The 14,302-nt window shown below is 46.0% G+C and carries 17 protein-coding genes and 1 pseudogene; 10 read left to right on the top strand and 8 right to left on the bottom strand.

What is annotated here, in order from left to right:
* Positions 1-405 precede the first annotated feature (405 nt).
* The 6 genes and pseudogenes from JG50_RS19265 to JG50_RS19255 form a co-directional block, all read right to left on the bottom strand.
* Positions 406-579, bottom strand: a complete 174-nt coding sequence (locus JG50_RS19265) for an AbrB/MazE/SpoVT family DNA-binding domain-containing protein (protein ID WP_160173823.1) — start codon at positions 577-579, stop codon at positions 406-408.
* A 192-nt stretch (positions 580-771) separates the two neighbouring features.
* Positions 772-954, bottom strand: a pseudogene (locus JG50_RS20640) (single-stranded DNA-binding protein); the annotation flags it as partial.
* Between the two features lie 114 nt (positions 955-1,068).
* Positions 1,069-1,368, bottom strand: coding sequence for a hypothetical protein (locus tag JG50_RS0106635; RefSeq protein WP_033100338.1), 300 nt, complete (start codon positions 1,366-1,368; stop codon positions 1,069-1,071).
* Between the two features lie 214 nt (positions 1,369-1,582).
* Positions 1,583-2,080: a sodium:solute symporter family transporter gene (locus JG50_RS0106630; RefSeq protein WP_033100337.1), complete on the bottom strand. Its 498-nt coding sequence runs from the start codon at positions 2,078-2,080 to the stop codon at positions 1,583-1,585.
* A gap of 273 nt (positions 2,081-2,353) precedes the next feature.
* Positions 2,354-2,536 (bottom strand): hypothetical protein, encoded by a 183-nt coding sequence (locus tag JG50_RS0106625; protein ID WP_033100336.1) that lies wholly within the window; start codon positions 2,534-2,536, stop codon positions 2,354-2,356.
* Complete coding sequence (locus JG50_RS19255) at positions 2,533-2,901, bottom strand: helix-turn-helix transcriptional regulator (protein WP_033100335.1); 369 nt, start codon at positions 2,899-2,901, stop codon at positions 2,533-2,535. The genes JG50_RS0106625 and JG50_RS19255 overlap by 4 nt, the downstream gene beginning before the upstream one ends.
* Before the next feature lie 202 nt (positions 2,902-3,103).
* On the opposite strand from JG50_RS19255, the gene JG50_RS18730 reads away from it, so the two are divergent.
* From JG50_RS18730 to JG50_RS0106605, 5 genes are all read left to right on the top strand, one after another.
* Positions 3,104-3,601, top strand: a complete 498-nt coding sequence (locus tag JG50_RS18730; protein WP_052154078.1) for an ArpU family phage packaging/lysis transcriptional regulator — start codon at positions 3,104-3,106, stop codon at positions 3,599-3,601.
* Entirely contained in the window at positions 3,558-3,776 is a 219-nt protein-coding gene (locus JG50_RS19690) for a hypothetical protein (protein ID WP_152568505.1), read from the top strand. The genes JG50_RS18730 and JG50_RS19690 overlap by 44 nt, the downstream gene beginning before the upstream one ends.
* 329 nt (positions 3,777-4,105) lie before the next feature.
* Complete coding sequence (locus JG50_RS20005) at positions 4,106-4,255, top strand: hypothetical protein (protein ID WP_160173822.1); 150 nt, start codon at positions 4,106-4,108, stop codon at positions 4,253-4,255.
* Positions 4,256-4,320: 65 nt separating this feature from the next.
* Entirely contained in the window at positions 4,321-5,205 is an 885-nt protein-coding gene (locus JG50_RS0106610; RefSeq protein ID WP_033100334.1) for an ATP-dependent DNA ligase, read from the top strand.
* Complete coding sequence (locus JG50_RS0106605; protein ID WP_033100333.1) at positions 5,177-5,542, top strand: hypothetical protein; 366 nt, start codon at positions 5,177-5,179, stop codon at positions 5,540-5,542. The genes JG50_RS0106610 and JG50_RS0106605 overlap by 29 nt, the downstream gene beginning before the upstream one ends.
* 1,012 nt (positions 5,543-6,554) lie before the next feature.
* On the opposite strand, the gene JG50_RS19685 is transcribed toward JG50_RS0106605, so the two are convergent.
* Both JG50_RS19685 and JG50_RS0106580 read right to left on the bottom strand, forming a co-directional pair.
* The gene (locus tag JG50_RS19685; RefSeq protein WP_152568504.1) at positions 6,555-6,884 is read right to left on the bottom strand and encodes a hypothetical protein; all 330 of its coding nucleotides are present in this window, start codon (positions 6,882-6,884) and stop codon (positions 6,555-6,557) included.
* Between the two features lie 1,216 nt (positions 6,885-8,100).
* The gene (locus JG50_RS0106580) at positions 8,101-8,565 is read right to left on the bottom strand and encodes a GNAT family N-acetyltransferase (RefSeq protein ID WP_033100329.1); all 465 of its coding nucleotides are present in this window, start codon (positions 8,563-8,565) and stop codon (positions 8,101-8,103) included.
* 334 nt (positions 8,566-8,899) lie between these two features.
* On the opposite strand from JG50_RS0106580, the gene JG50_RS0106575 reads away from it, so the two are divergent.
* The 5 genes from JG50_RS0106575 to JG50_RS0106555 all read left to right on the top strand — a co-directional run bounded on the left by JG50_RS0106575 (position 8,900) and on the right by JG50_RS0106555 (position 14,071).
* Positions 8,900-10,243, top strand: coding sequence for a cytochrome P450 (locus JG50_RS0106575; protein ID WP_033100328.1), 1,344 nt, complete (start codon positions 8,900-8,902; stop codon positions 10,241-10,243).
* 350 nt (positions 10,244-10,593) lie between these two features.
* Positions 10,594-11,169 (top strand): GerAB/ArcD/ProY family transporter, encoded by a 576-nt coding sequence (locus JG50_RS0106570; protein WP_052154076.1) that lies wholly within the window; start codon positions 10,594-10,596, stop codon positions 11,167-11,169.
* Between the two features lie 630 nt (positions 11,170-11,799).
* Positions 11,800-12,798, top strand: a complete 999-nt coding sequence (gene pilM, locus JG50_RS0106565) for a type IV pilus biogenesis protein PilM (protein ID WP_033100327.1) — start codon at positions 11,800-11,802, stop codon at positions 12,796-12,798.
* Positions 12,795-13,454, top strand: a complete 660-nt coding sequence (locus JG50_RS0106560) for a hypothetical protein (protein ID WP_033100326.1) — start codon at positions 12,795-12,797, stop codon at positions 13,452-13,454. The genes pilM and JG50_RS0106560 overlap by 4 nt, the downstream gene beginning before the upstream one ends.
* Positions 13,451-14,071 (top strand): hypothetical protein, encoded by a 621-nt coding sequence (locus JG50_RS0106555; RefSeq protein ID WP_033100325.1) that lies wholly within the window; start codon positions 13,451-13,453, stop codon positions 14,069-14,071. Before JG50_RS0106560 ends, JG50_RS0106555 begins: the two co-directional genes overlap by 4 nt.
* Positions 14,072-14,302: the final 231 nt, after the last annotated feature.

Here is a 14,302-nt window from a genome sequence, read left to right as displayed (position 1 = left end):
TGATCCGTAATGGATTCACCCCTCTCTACCAAAAAGGATTGGATATAGGAGCAAAAAAGACAGACTCGACCTTGGGTCAACTCTGTCCAATAAAAATGTTGAAACAGTGACTTGGCTTTTAAGCATTTGAAACCAATTATCGCGAAAATTGATTCATTTAAAATAATAAATATACCAGTTTATTTGTAATATGATTCATTTTATTTTTGTCTAAAGAAGTAATTTTTAAGATTATAATATCAACCCAGTATGTTAGGAAATCTGAAGTTTTTGGACGCAATCCGTGAACTTTTTTCGCTAATCGTCTAAACTAATTGGACACCATTTTGAGACACATGAAAATGTGAGGATAAGGGATAGGAAGGAAAACGAAAAGGCAGCCCCTTTTTTCGGCTGCCCTTCACCTCATTCATTGATCAGCTTGGCCAATTTCCTTTCATCCACTTTGGTGATGATGAGTTTGTTGTCTTGGCAGGTGATCAGCACCTGATCCCCCGCTTGTAACCCCATCTGATCCCGATACTCTTTTGGAATCATGACATTTCCGATTCCCGTCACTTTTCTGATTTTCATGGTCATTGTAATTCCTCCTGTCATCCTTTGATCTCTTCTTCAAAAAATAGCCCATTCCATCACTTCCTCTGCCACTTGCTTGGCCATCTGGTGATAAAAAGTCAACGCTCCGGCTTGAATGGCTTTCTGTGCGTTCATGTTGTTCTCTCCTTTATGGTTAAAAAGAGTCCCCCGGGTACTGAGGGACCCGTCAGTCTGTCAAAAAGGCAAATCTGCATCAGAGATATCAATGGGGTTTTCCGCAAAAGGATCTTTGGAACCTGTTCCCTCACGAGAACCCTTCGGCTCCAGGAACTGAACACTCTCGGCCACGACATCCGTCGTATAGACCGTACGCCCTTACTGATTCTCGTATTTCCCGGTCTGTAAACGGCCATCCACACAGAGGGGAACCGCCATTCCTCTCTGTCCAATCAATCTCAACCTCGGGATAAGGAGAATCGGCGATAAGTCGATTCTCTTTTGTATTTTTGGGCCAAGTCCGGATGCTCCATTTCAAAGGCTTTGGCATCGAGTCGAGTCGTCTTCACGTTTTTCCACCGGACTTGATACGTTCCGATGTACCCCTTTTCGTCGAAGGGCCAGCCGGGGATTTGATTTCTTCTTCAAGGGCTTGTCCAGCTTGTGTGCGGCGAATTTCTTGATCTCCTCCAACATGTCTACTGATGGATACTCCACCATCAGCTTCCGGAGATACTGCAAATCCTTCACGTACTGAACCGGGTAATTCTCGATCTGCTCCAGTTCATACAGCATCCGACGCTCTTCCTTGCTGGCCATTTGTTCATCCAGCATCCGCCTCACTTCTTCCCTTGGCAGATGCCGTTCATTTGGAAGTTTGGAGCCATTGGCTGCGCCGTTGGTTGGGGTAAGTCCGAGATACGTGTAAAATATACAGTTTCGGATAGAAAAAACCAGAAAAAAGCCGTTCCTATACTAGGAATCGGCTTTATTTCAATTTGGGCTATTTATAAATAATAAGCCTTATCGGACATTAGAGGTGATAGATCTATGCATAAAAAAGCATGTTTGGCCCGATCCGATCAAGAAGCCATCCTGTGCCGCGGCTGACGTTGAAGGAAACCCCGTTGGCGGCGTGCAGTAGGATGCCCGCGGTGAACCACGGTGGAGAACAGGGACAATGCCGACAACTGAAACAGATACACCGTTGAGGGGAATAGCGATGCTCCATATATTCCGACAGCGTAAAGCCATTTGACATTTGCTCCCGAATCCGCTTGGCAATCGGGATGAAGATCAGCAGGCAAAGGACATTCGGCACCAGGAACCAGAACAGTCCCGGAATTCCGTTGGAATACGCCTTTTCGGCAGAAACAAAAAGAGCCGGCGCCCAAATCCATGTCGAAGCAACGGACAGCGCCATGCTCCATGTGCCGAACTTCCGATTCCCTGCCAGATAATCTTCTTTCGTGTTTTCTCTTCTCAGGAAGAAGGGAATGCCTGCAATGAATCCCAGGTAAACCGCCAGTACGATCAATGAGTCCATGCGTTTCTCCTCTTTCTCTTTTGCGTCGAATTGGGCCAAGAAAAAAACGCACCCGAAGGTGCGAAAGGGGAGAGCGGAAATGCGTTCCTATGCCATTGTCTTCATTATAAGAAAGGATGGATTCCGGTGCGCGCCAGATTTTGCGTCAACTTTGCGCCATCTTTTTTCTGTGAGAAAACTTCACAACTTGCGTCCAATAACGCTATACTATAAGAAGTTGATCATGAACCTGAACTCCTTGAATCAAATGCTCTCCCTGAAACGGGAGATTTTTTATTTCTTTGGGAAGTACTTCTCGATTCGTTTCCGTGCCTCTTCCTGAATCTTTTGATACCCCGGGTCTTCTCTCCATTTTTTCTGAATCCGATCCCGTTCCAGTTGATGCTTGGCGCAAACGATATCCGGGTAACTAAAGCGTTCTCCACAAACTTGGCAGAAGTAGACTTTGGGCTTCATTCATTTTCTTCTCCCTCTTGGATTTGTTTCGCCAGTCGATAGGCTTGTTTCCGGCGTTTGGCTTCCTCTTCTTTCTCTTTCAATCGTTTCTCGATTTCTTCCCGTTCTTGCTGCAATTCTTCCTCGGTTTCTTCCAAGGTATAGAGATCATCCACTTTGACACCCAAAATCTTCGCCAGTTTGAACATCGTTTCCGGTCGGGGATAAGCGGCTCCGGTACACCACATGGTGATTTGTTGTTTGACAACGCCTAAGGCAATGGCCAGATTCGTTTTGGTCAGCTTCACTTTTTGGTCGTTCAGGTTCAGCATCAACCCTTCCTGTTTCTTTTGACTTAAAATCAACTCCAGATTTGGCTTTAACATCCCTTTCACTCCTATCCAACGCTTCTACTCCCCCCATTATATCACGGGAATATCCGATGTAAAACAAAAGGTGAAACAATTCCTTTTTCAATGAACAAATCGTTTAAATCGTTACCTTAATTTCAACAGAATGGCAAAGATATGGTATAATGATAATCAACTTGATCATAAATAGGGATCTCTTCAGAATCAGGAGGCATCCATGGTTTGGAAGGAAACCGTCAAAGATGTCATGAGAGAAACGGAATTGACCTTGTATCAATACCCGGTATGGAAGATCTCCATTGAGAATCAGAAAATCGCAGCCAATATTCCCCTATACAAGGAAAGAACAAGTCCCGCTTATACCGGATACCCATCCACAACCGAACGGATGGCCATCGAGAAAGTGACCAAGGAAATCAAGATTCAACAGATCGAAAAATCACTGGAGATTTTAACGGAATGGGAACGACAATATATCGAGGAAAAATACTTTAATCCCCGGCATCCATCGGATTATGAAGTATGCGAAGAGTTGGGGATTTCCAGAAGAACGATCACTCGTCTGAAAACGCCGGCGATTTTGAAAGTAGCCACCGCCCTGAATATCCCGAAAGCCGAGGAATGCCTGACGGAGATCATGATGAAGAAATGGGCGATACAAGGAGGACACCATGACCAAACAAGAGAGAATCCATCGGATTTGCGAACTGTATGAAGAAGCGATTGGAGAACTTCTCGCGTTGCGTGAAGAGATGCCCGTTTTTGATTATGTCATGGACAAGGCTATCATCCGAATCCAAGAAGCGAGGAGAAGCGTTTGGTGGCTACTGGGACGTTCGCATCTTCAAGGCACACCCAAACCAAAGGTGGAACCCTTACGGAGTCCGTAAGATTTCAAGCGATTAGAGGCTCCTGCCTTCATGCGAAGATGAAAAACTGCTTATTTGGACACCATTTTGAGACACCTTTTTATCCATCTACTATAACACTCAAAAGGACACAAATTCGCTACTCCTTACGAATAAATGAATGATGACGCCAGAACCAAATCTGTTTCCCGGAAACAAACAAGCTACCTGCGATAGGTAGCTCTTTTTTATATGATCGATCACATTATGAATCATATGAAATATGATCTGATCAATGATATTAAGGATGAAAGTTAAATCTCTGATTTTCTTTGTCTCTTCTGTGTTGCCCCCATTTCTGACAAATCCACATGGTTCATATTGAACAGTTGGAGACCTTGTACCAGATGACGGGTGACCCGTATTTTTATCAGATGAGTCAGACGTTCCATCATGATTGGTATGGATGGCCAACCAAAATCAAACGGCAGGTAAACAAAGTGAAAGCGGTCTTTGAATAGATCCCCATTCATTACCAACCATTCAGAAAAAGTGGAAATGATATGATAGAAATTGGTGATATCCCATGTTTCTATCTCCCATGCTCTTGCACAAAGCAGACAACGCCATGAGCGATGATTCCTATATTTGTGAGTTAAAGCTGGATGGGATTCGCTTGATTTTGTCCAACGTCGATGGCAAGCTTCAGTGCTGGACCCGACATGGAACCCCTTGTCTGGATCGATTTCCCGAATTGTCCAGGCTTCATCTTCCGCCAGATACCATACTCGACGGTGAGTTGATTGTTACCGATGAAAAAGGCCATCCGGACTTTGAAGCAATTATGAAACGGTTTCAGACGACGAACCCACGAAAAATGGAATCGTTGGTCGATTCGTACCCGGTGGAATACTGTGTGTTCGATCTTCTGTGGTTAAAGGGAGAGGACTTGACGCGGCTGCCACTTATGGAAAGGAAAGTCTTGTTAGAGGAACATATCCAAGATCAAGACCACCTTGCCCTGGTGAGGTGGATACCTGGGGAACAGGGAAGGATTTTCTTTAACCTGATCAGTGAGCAGGGCCTCGAGGGAATCGTCATGAAGCGCAAAGAATCCATATATCAAATTGGTAAGCGATCGCATGATTGGCTCAAAGTCATCAACTATCATTATCATGATGTCCGGTTGACCGGGCTGAGGAAAGGTGAATTCGGCTGGCTGATCGGCATCGAGGAAAGCGGGAGAATACGATCGGCAGGGTTGATCGAGTTTCCACCGCCGCCAGATGTTCGGAAGGCAGTGTGGTCCATTGCCGAGCAAGGGAAGATCCGCGAGGATAAAGATTTTATCTACCTTGACCCACAGATCCGGATGAAAGTGAAGTCCCGTGGCTGGACGAAACGGGGAATGATACGGCTGCCGGTGTTTCAGGAGTTCTTGTTTGAAGGTGATCATCATGCTGCTGGATGATGGCCATCAAGAATTCATGCTGAAACTGAAGCGATATGTTCATCTGGAAGTACTGCTATCAGCCTTGTCTCGCGATCGAAAGCAACTTTCCCATTTGAAAATGGCCGATGTTTACGGATGGATGATTGATCAAGTGATGGACCGCATCTTAAAGGACATGACGGAGCTGCGGGGATATTTCAGAAGATCACCGGGAGAGATCATCGAGATCAAACAGGAACCGGAGTATCGCCATGTAGCCTACAAGTACAAAGGATACCGGCAGGAAATGAAGTTCCTGAATGAGTGGATCAAGGTCGAATGCGGCGAAATCTTGAAGGAGTATCTGACTGCTTAGGTTACCCCGAAACAAGAACCAAATCTATTATGTAAAAGAGGGTTACTAACCATATGGTAAGAACAAAACGAAACAAAATGAAAAGACAGTGTTTGCTTTAAAGGGTTAGTAACACTCTTTATCTTAGTGATTAATTCCGGCAATGGCAACGACGGCGATGACAACGGCGACGGTGACAACGACGGCGATGATGGCGACGGCGGTGATGGCGGCAATGATCGTGATCTCTTCTAAAACTCATACCAATCGCCTCCTTTCAATGGAAAACAAAAGGAAGCTCATAGGGTAGGGGAAGAAATGAAAAAGGATGGAGTAAAAGCGGGGAAGTAGATGAAAGTAAAACTCTTTCTAATATTATATGTTTTTGGTTAACGATTGGTACTGGGTGTCAGCATTCTGTCACACCCAAAGGGAAATCATCATATGATGAACTAGATTATCAGTATACAGGGGAAAGAGACCGTATACGGTGATACGACGTATCTTTAATGGAACCCCATGATAGCCAGCCCATCAGCCGTCCAAAAGGATGGCTTTTTTGTTGTCAATAAACAAAAGAATCACCCGGAGAGCAGACGTTATTCGTGGGATGGAAAGGCGGTCTAAGAAGATATTGGTCCAAAAATCAATGGATATAGGATAAAAGCACTTTCCCTTTCTTCATCCGCGAATACGATATACCGAATTTGAAACAGGGAGGCAGATAAATGGGATTTAGTTGTTTTGGTGGTTTCGGCGGTTTCGGAGGTAGCTGTTTCGGTTTTGGCTTCGGGTGGAGAAGACTTTTGATTTTCCTTCTTGTGATTGCTACCATCTTCGTCTTTGTCGGCGGAGGATTTGGGTTCTAAATGGAAATGGAGGAATGAGTCACCTTACCGTGAAGAATTAGAAACAACCAACTTTACTGGAGCCTCATTGGCAAACTTGTTTTAACATGCATGTAAGCACCGTTAAAGTCCGCATCCGCCATTCTCGTAGCACCGGCGGACGCGGATACCTTGACGAATCAAAGCTAACCTCGTCTCATTCTTTCTTGGATCATTTTTTCGATTCGTTCAAACCTGTCGTCAATACTGGATATCCTTCGTTGGATGTCTTCTGCTATGCTCATATGTTTGGTTATGATCTCCTGCATAGCTCCAGGATGTCTTTGTTCTTCCCGACGAACTGAAATCGTGTACGGATAATCATAGGGATAACCAAAATCCATTTTTCTCACTTCCTTTTTGCCATTTTCCATTCGATGCTTTCGATCAGGAACTACTAGAGGAACTACTGTCCCGCCAATGAGAACTGGAGGAGGAACTGCTATCGTGCCAATGAGAACTGCTGGAGGAATCATGCCAGTGATGCCATCTATGACAAAGAATATGTTTTAGTATCTTCGTGGCTTTTTTGCTGTGACAGTACGCTTTGTACAATTTATGATAGTGATGGTGATGATGATGTCTGGGATAGTGAGGCATCGGATACATGGGAGGCATTGGGTACATTGGCATCGGATACATCGGAGGCCTTACGTGTTCCATACAATTCACTCCTTTTTTAAGTACGGTTGCACGATGATATCGTATGACCGTCCAACTGATTTCGAACTAAGCCATTTGACCAAATTGGGAATTGAATAAAAAAAGACCGCAAAGGCCTCCTCATCAACTGCTTCTAAGTTTAACTCTTGTTTGATTAAATTGATGATTCGGAGGCAATGATTAAATAGATCCATAATCTCATAGTTTCCTAATGAAATAAACGAAATATGTAAATTAAGACCGAATATTTGCTTATTTAGCTCTGACGAAAGAAATACCTCGTGTTTTTCTCTATAATCGTCAACTTTAATAACTAATTCTTTAGCCCGAAGAGCGATAGCTTCATCAGATATTAAACCGTAATTCCTCCTGCATTCTATAATTTCCCATAACTTTCTTTGAATTTCAGGATATATTCCAACCTTTTCTCCAATATCTTATCCCTTAGCGCTGATCGCTGAGATTGCACCGCAATCTTCTGCGTCTGCAAATTGAAATAAACCGTAACCAAGATCGTGCCGGCTCCCGTTAACAGCGTAATCGGCACAGTTACGCAGATGGACACCAATGAATTGATCATGGCTGCATCGATTTCGCTGGAATTCGGTCCTTCTTGCCTTTACCCTGATTCACTCGGATCTGGCAACGGTGGAAATCAACATCGCTTAACTTGATATTAGTAAGTTCGCTCACGCGAACAGATCAAGTCCAAAATTATGTGACAATTATACGGACTTAACTCGCGAACACCCGTATAAAGTAGAGTCTTTATGATCATCATGTCTTGGAAATTCTTTGCCTTCCAAACGGCTTCATAAAAGCGCTTAATTTCATCCTCTGTAGGCACATATGGCAATTTCTTATTTGTTTTTGGCATTTCAACTTCCAACTCGGCACGTAAGTGACGGAATACACTCTTTAGGTAATTGTAATCTGGCCGCTCTTCGCGAAGGTACTTAGCCAGCTCCCGGGCCTTCTTTTTAGGTGGTGTCCGTTGTATTATCATATTCCCTCCCACCCTTTTAATGTTTATCCTTCTTCAGACAGATTCTTTGAGAGACGGATCATATCTCGACACTGAATTCCATTTTCATAAATCGCATCTTGGTAATGATTGATGAAAAAGTCTCTATCTATACCAATAATACGAAAGCCACATTTCTGATATAGGGCTAATTGAGAAATACTAGAATTACCAGTCCCGATTTCTATCGTTTTATATCCCATTGATTGAGCTGTTTCAATAGCATGTAAAACTAACTTTTTTCCAATACCCTTTCCTTGCTCCTGCGCTAAAACAGCAATATTAACAAGCTCCACAGTTTGAGGTCGAGTGTCTATTAACACATATACTCCGATGATTTGTCTGTCTCTTTCTGCGACGAAACAATGCCCTCGACTAATATAGCTATTTACAACTTCTAAAGAAGGATCAGCAAGTAAGAGCAAATCCAAAGGAGGATTTTCATAGTTGTGCAAAGGACGAATTTTCATTACATTTCCCATCCTTGACTTAATTTTTTGAGTACTCCCAGCCTATAATTAAAAGAACTCTTACTCCTATATCGCTAACCGTTTATCCAAGTCCACATGCTACTACAGCCAAACCAAAATCGCCGCTCTGTATCTCTACCCCCAGGGTGTATTCATGATTTTCATCCTGTTCATCAGCATTCGACTTTTTCAAGAATTCCCGACTTCTAGTGCTAAATCGATGTTCAGCACTAGGTTTATCAGCAAGATCGGGCCTCAAGAAGCCTTTCTTATTGTATGAAACTGCGAAAAACGGTAATACTACAAACAAAACACTACGCGACGAGGTGAAACGATGACAAACAATATCACTACAGGTCCGAGAGGGTTGCCGATCTCAGGCAATCTATTCGCTTTCCGTAAGGATCCGCTCGGATTTTTGCAAAAGGCGGCGAAAGAACATGGAGACGTGGTTCACATCCGCTTCGGACCGCAGCGTCACATCTATCTGATCAGCAATCCCGAATATATAAAGGAAGTGCTGGTGACGAAACAATCCAGCTTCCACAAAGCAAAGGGCTTAAGAACAGCCAAAGCCGTGATTGGAGAAGGGCTGCTGACCAGCGAAGGCAAGAAGCACTTGCGCCAACGCCGGCTTATCCAGCCAGTGTTTCACAAGCAGCGCATTGCCGCCTACGGCGACAGGATGGTGGAGTTCGCCAAAAACCTGATCGATGGGTGGCAGGACCGCGAGGAGAGACTGATCACCCAGGACATGATGGAACTGACGCTGGCGATCATCACGGATACAATGTTTGGCATCGATGTTCGACAAGACGTTCACGACATCGGTCACGCTATCGACGTCGGTATGCATTACGTCAGCCGCAGGGCCAGTTCATTCATCGACATTCCACTGGCTGTACCGACCAAGAGCAACCGGGAATTTCAACATGCGATCGAGGTGCTTGACAAGACAATTTACCACATCATCGAAGAACGTCGCAGTCAGAGCGAACCGGAACGGGGCGATCTGCTATCAATGCTCCTTGCCGCTCGCGACGAGATGAACGGAACCGGCATGACTGATCAGGAGGTGCGGGACCAGGTGATGACAATCTTTATCGCTGGACACGAGACGACGGCTAACACTCTGTCGTGGACTTGGTATCTGCTGTCGCAGCATCCGGAAGTGGAGCGGCGCTTTTGGGACGAACTGGACAACGTGCTCGAGGGTCGACTTCCGACCGTTGATGACATCCCGAGTCTGACCTACACAAACAACATTCTCTGGGAGGCGATGCGTCTCTATCCGCCCGCCTGGTCAATTAGCCGCGAGGCGGTGGAGCCAGTGCAGATTGGAGAATACTGCTTCGAACCAGGTGAGACGCTGATGATGAGCCAGTACGTCATGCACCGCAAGGAAGAGTACTTTGAGAATCCGGACCGATTTTTCCCCGAGCGTTTTGAAGGCGACATCTTAAAACGCATACCGCAGTTCGCCTACTTTCCTTTCGGCGGCGGGCCCCGTATCTGCATCGGCAACAACTTCGCGCTGATGGAAGCGGTGCTACTTTTGGCGACGATCGGGCAGCGCTACAAGTTGGAGCTCGCTCCGAACCATCCGTCCGTCGAGCCGGAGCCTCTGGTCACGCTCCGTCCGAAAAAAGGCATTCGCATGGTGGTCAAACAGCGATAAGGAGAAAATGCTGCTCCAATACAAAAAAACGCCAATGTCGAGACCCCTTTAAGGATTAAAGTGGAAATGCTGTCATGGCAGTAATGGTAGACGGAATGAGGTGTGGTCGGCTGGCAGCACAGCAGGTTCTTACACCGATCCCAAAGGACTTTAAAGCCAGTTCGATCATGTGGGGCTTTTTTGAAAACCATCCGAAGTAAACCAACATTTTTCATAACCGCAGGAAAAATCCTTGGGGCCGTGGGATGGTAACTCATGGCTTTTTACATGGATCTGTTTCACCTTCGCTGCTTCGCTACATGCATATACAAATATACTTTTTAGCATCTTAAATAGAAAGGAGGTTTATGATGAAAACAACATCTGCCTCGATCAATGTTTTGCAACTAACCATGTTAATCATAACAGCCGTGGGAATCCAGACCCATGTGATCATTACCCCTGCTTTATTGGAATCCGCGGGGCGTGATTCCTGGGTTGCTGTCCTACTGGCAGGTGCAGTTGTTCTCATTTGGTTGGTCATTATGAAACGAACCAAGCAGGCCAATCTTGTATTTTGGATATCGAAACACGTTGGTAAACTCCCTGCCGTGGTTGTGATCCTACTCATTTGTGCGGATTTGTTTATTGGCGTTTTCGTCACGCTGAAGGATACGTCTAATTGGACAAATGCATCCTATTTAATCAGCACCCCCAATTTTGTCATTGCACTGTCGATCATCGCTCTTTGTTTTTTTGGAGCCTATGCCGGAATAGAAGCCATTGCCATTACAAACGGCATTTTACTTCCGGTGGTGGTTCTTTTGGGTCATTTAGTGATGTTGGGGAATATGCCGCGAAAAGATTACGCCTTCTTATTTCCCATTTTACAAAATGGCTTGGAACCATTGCTGAAAGGGATGATTTATGCAGCTCAGGATTTGTAGAGGTACTTGTAGGGGGAGTGCCTTTCTGCGTTCGGGATTGTCCAATTTATCTATCTTGGCTGGATCAAAACGACGTTCAGACATGCTAGCCTCTCTTTGAATATCTGAATTAACATTGATTATATCAGGTGGCCTCCAAATTCCAAAGATTCGTGTGAAAAGGAAGATTCCTTGTAGAGCAACACCCGATCACATGTTATACAATGAATGTTAAGATTTGTTAAAGACAATAAATTGAAATTTCTTTATTAACACCGATCTTACCCAGGCATTTAAGAAGGGCAGCGCGAGCATCCCACCAACCATGTTTTTCACTTTAAACCCATGCTCTTGCAAAAACTCACAGGCCCGCTCGGTGGGGGGGCGCCCCCTTTGATTCCCGTTCCTGGCCGGTCAGTTGCGCCAAAAAGACATGGATGTATTCCATTGTTTGCGAAAACGGGAATGAATTCGGTTAGTTTCGGAAGCAACTATTCAAATGCAGTGAACTCATGGACAAATGGGAAACTTCTGTGATAATGATATAAAAATAGAGGGATGAACGAATAAAGTTGTGAAATAAATAGAGAGGATTTGCGTTGCTTTCTCCGATCCGGGAAAAGATCGAAAGGGAATAAAGGAGATTTTTGTATGGCCTATCATATTGGCATAGAGTTATCGCCCTCTTATTTCAAGCTGGCGGAAGTGAAAAGGAATCGTCGGGGAATCACGCTTCAGCAGTATGTCGTCCATCCCTTTCCGGGGATCTGGTCCAAGGATGCGGCATTTTTGGAGCGGGAAGAGCTGGTTCAGACGATTCAGGAGGCGCTGCTGGGGCGTGAATTGCATACGGAGCGGGTTCATGTCGGGATCAGTTGTCATGAAGTGGTGTTCAAACACGTGACCGTCCCGGAGATGCCCAAGCGGAAATACCGCAGGTGGATTGAGGAGCACCTGCTTTCTGTGTTGGATTTGCCTTTTCCCGATCCGGCGTTTGACTACCAGCTGGTCGATCATGTCTGGGCCGATGGGGACGAGCAGAAAATCTTGCTGGCCCTGATTTCCAAGTCGTATATCGACACCTTGACCAGGGTGCTTCGCTATTGCGGTCTGGATCCGACTCATATCGATCTGTCTCCTTTTTCGCTATTTCGTTGGATCAATGCCAGCAGAGAGATCGCTTCGGCTCATACGGTGATTGTGCAAATTTCCAAGACGGAAGTGGAAGTCAGTTTTTTTGTCGATGGAAAATTCACCGATATCCGTCCGTTTCACTTGCCGCTTACCTTCTTTCTCGACGGGGCAGACCGTCCGTATCCGGATCCGTTAAAGCCGGTTCTGCAGGAGGAATCGGAGGTGGCGCGCTATGGGAGGGCGCTTTTTTCGCGGTTGACAGAGTGGATGGATCAAACAGGGAAAAGACGTTTTCTTAAGCCGGGAGCACAGTGGATTCTCACAGGAGAAGGATTGGATCTGTATCTGCTGGAACATTGGCTGAACCAACAGACTGAAGCAGCCGTCAGTGTTGCCCCGCCCGCGGAATTGGTCATGACCGAACGCTTGAGAGAAAAGGCCTCCCGTTGGGTCGGCACCTCCCTTTCCGTTCCGCTGGGCTTGGTTTTGCGCGAGGGGGAGGTGCTGCAACCATGAATTTTCTGCCAAGGCAACCGCTGGTTAAACGCTGGTTTTATCTATGGCTCTCTTTGATTCTTGTCATTTTCGTGTCAGGAGTGGCGGGCATCGAACTGGTGAATGACAAGTTGAAGGAAAGAGTGGAACAAATGGAGCAGCGGGTGGAGTCCAAGCGGAAAACGGTAAACGATGCGATGGAAAAGGAACGGGCCGAAAAGAAGTTTTTCAAGGAACACGGCGCTGAGTTTGCCTACCGGGATACGGTAAGGAAAGCGGATCAGCAGCGCATTGAGTGGCAGCAGGGAGTCGAGGCGCTGATGGGCTCGTTGCCGCCACAGACGAAACTGTTTGAACTGAGCGGCGTGGGCAACCGGCTGTATGGCTGGGGCTTGTTTTCCGATGCAGCCGTTGCATCCGATTTTGTCAATAAAACGGTAAACGGGAACCGTGACAAGGTTCAACAGGGATGGATTGATTGCATCGGCGATTCCTGTACGGATCTGTCGGTGAAGACCAATGACAATAAAAATGGGGTGATCGTCCGCTTTCATTTTGATCTGAAAGAGACAGATCCCGATGAAGCTGAAGACGAGCAAAATGCGAAACAAAGGGGGGAACTGCCATTCGAAAGCCTGTTTCCCCAAGGAGATGGAAGTCAGGGACAACTCTTTTGAGTGCGGTCGCGATCGGACTTATTCTGTGGCTTATCCTCTATTATTTTGAGATCAGGCCGGTTTATCTGAAGTTTGAGATGCTGCGGCAGGAAGAAACGGCGCTGAATGCCAATCTGAAGCGCTATGAAAAATATATGAGCATCACCTGGTCTCTGCCGCTCGGACTTTCCGATTTTGAACGGGAGCAACTGGGCAAACAAGTGCCGGCAGGTGAGAACCACCCCGAATTCATGGTGCAATTGGGGCAGGACATCACCAAGGCCGGGGCCGTCCCCCTGCATCTGGAGCTGGTCGGCGACATAAGTGAAGCGCTCCGGGTACAGAAGAGCGGGGCTGACACCATAACAGACGATTCGTACAGTACGGAGCAGCTGGCGAAGGAACTGAACCTGGTTCAGTCTCCCGATCTCAAGCCGATTTGGGTGAAACTGGAGGTAAAGGCAACGAGAAGCCAGTTTACCGATCTATTGCAGAACCTTTACAACAATGAACGCCTCGTCACTGTCGTCAGCTGGGATTATCGCTATACAGATGAGACCAAGCCGGAAACGGGAACGATTTATGCCGGTGTCTATTACTATACCGGCAAGGTGCAGGCACAGGATCAACCGGAATAAACAAGAAGAAAACGGCCTGCATCAAGAGCAAAGAAATTGCCTTGGACGGCATCAGAAAAGATCCGATTGCGGTGCTTCAGACTTCACGGTGGACGACGGGGATGGATGCTTTTCTTTGCTCCCGGTTTCTACGTCACAAAGGCCGCTGCAGAAAAACTTCCACCTCTATGTGTAAAAAATTTTCCAAAAAACTCAAGACCCTTTGGGGTCTTTGAGGTTGTTGACAAAGAA

Source organism: Thermoactinomyces daqus (assembly GCF_000763315.1).
Taxonomy (GTDB): domain Bacteria; phylum Bacillota; class Bacilli; order Thermoactinomycetales; family Thermoactinomycetaceae; genus Thermoactinomyces_A; species Thermoactinomyces_A daqus.
This window is presented reverse-complemented; position numbering and strand designations above follow the sequence as displayed.

Excerpts from the sequence above, each read along its gene's own strand:
- JG50_RS0106635 (WP_033100338.1), bottom strand. The coding sequence starts at position 1,368 with ATGCTGGATGAACAAATGGCCAGCAAGGAAGAGCGTCGGATGCTGTAT.
- JG50_RS20005 (WP_160173822.1), top strand. The coding sequence starts at position 4,106 with ATGGTTCATATTGAACAGTTGGAGACCTTGTACCAGATGACGGGTGAC.
- JG50_RS0106625 (WP_033100336.1), bottom strand. The coding sequence starts at position 2,536 with ATGAAGCCCAAAGTCTACTTCTGCCAAGTTTGTGGAGAACGCTTTAGT.
- JG50_RS19265 (WP_160173823.1), bottom strand. The coding sequence starts at position 579 with ATGACCATGAAAATCAGAAAAGTGACGGGAATCGGAAATGTCATGATT.
- JG50_RS19685 (WP_152568504.1), bottom strand. The coding sequence starts at position 6,884 with ATGATTCCTCCAGCAGTTCTCATTGGCACGATAGCAGTTCCTCCTCCA.
- JG50_RS0106610 (WP_033100334.1), top strand. The coding sequence starts at position 4,321 with ATGTTTCTATCTCCCATGCTCTTGCACAAAGCAGACAACGCCATGAGC.
- JG50_RS0106575 (WP_033100328.1), top strand. The coding sequence starts at position 8,900 with ATGACAAACAATATCACTACAGGTCCGAGAGGGTTGCCGATCTCAGGC.
- JG50_RS19255 (WP_033100335.1), bottom strand. The coding sequence starts at position 2,901 with ATGTTAAAGCCAAATCTGGAGTTGATTTTAAGTCAAAAGAAACAGGAA.
- JG50_RS0106570 (WP_052154076.1), top strand. The coding sequence starts at position 10,594 with ATGAAAACAACATCTGCCTCGATCAATGTTTTGCAACTAACCATGTTA.
- JG50_RS0106560 (WP_033100326.1), top strand. The coding sequence starts at position 12,795 with ATGAATTTTCTGCCAAGGCAACCGCTGGTTAAACGCTGGTTTTATCTA.
- JG50_RS0106580 (WP_033100329.1), bottom strand. The coding sequence starts at position 8,565 with ATGAAAATTCGTCCTTTGCACAACTATGAAAATCCTCCTTTGGATTTG.
- JG50_RS19690 (WP_152568505.1), top strand. The coding sequence starts at position 3,558 with ATGACCAAACAAGAGAGAATCCATCGGATTTGCGAACTGTATGAAGAA.
- pilM (WP_033100327.1), top strand. The coding sequence starts at position 11,800 with ATGGCCTATCATATTGGCATAGAGTTATCGCCCTCTTATTTCAAGCTG.
- JG50_RS18730 (WP_052154078.1), top strand. The coding sequence starts at position 3,104 with ATGGTTTGGAAGGAAACCGTCAAAGATGTCATGAGAGAAACGGAATTG.
- JG50_RS0106630 (WP_033100337.1), bottom strand. The coding sequence starts at position 2,080 with ATGGACTCATTGATCGTACTGGCGGTTTACCTGGGATTCATTGCAGGC.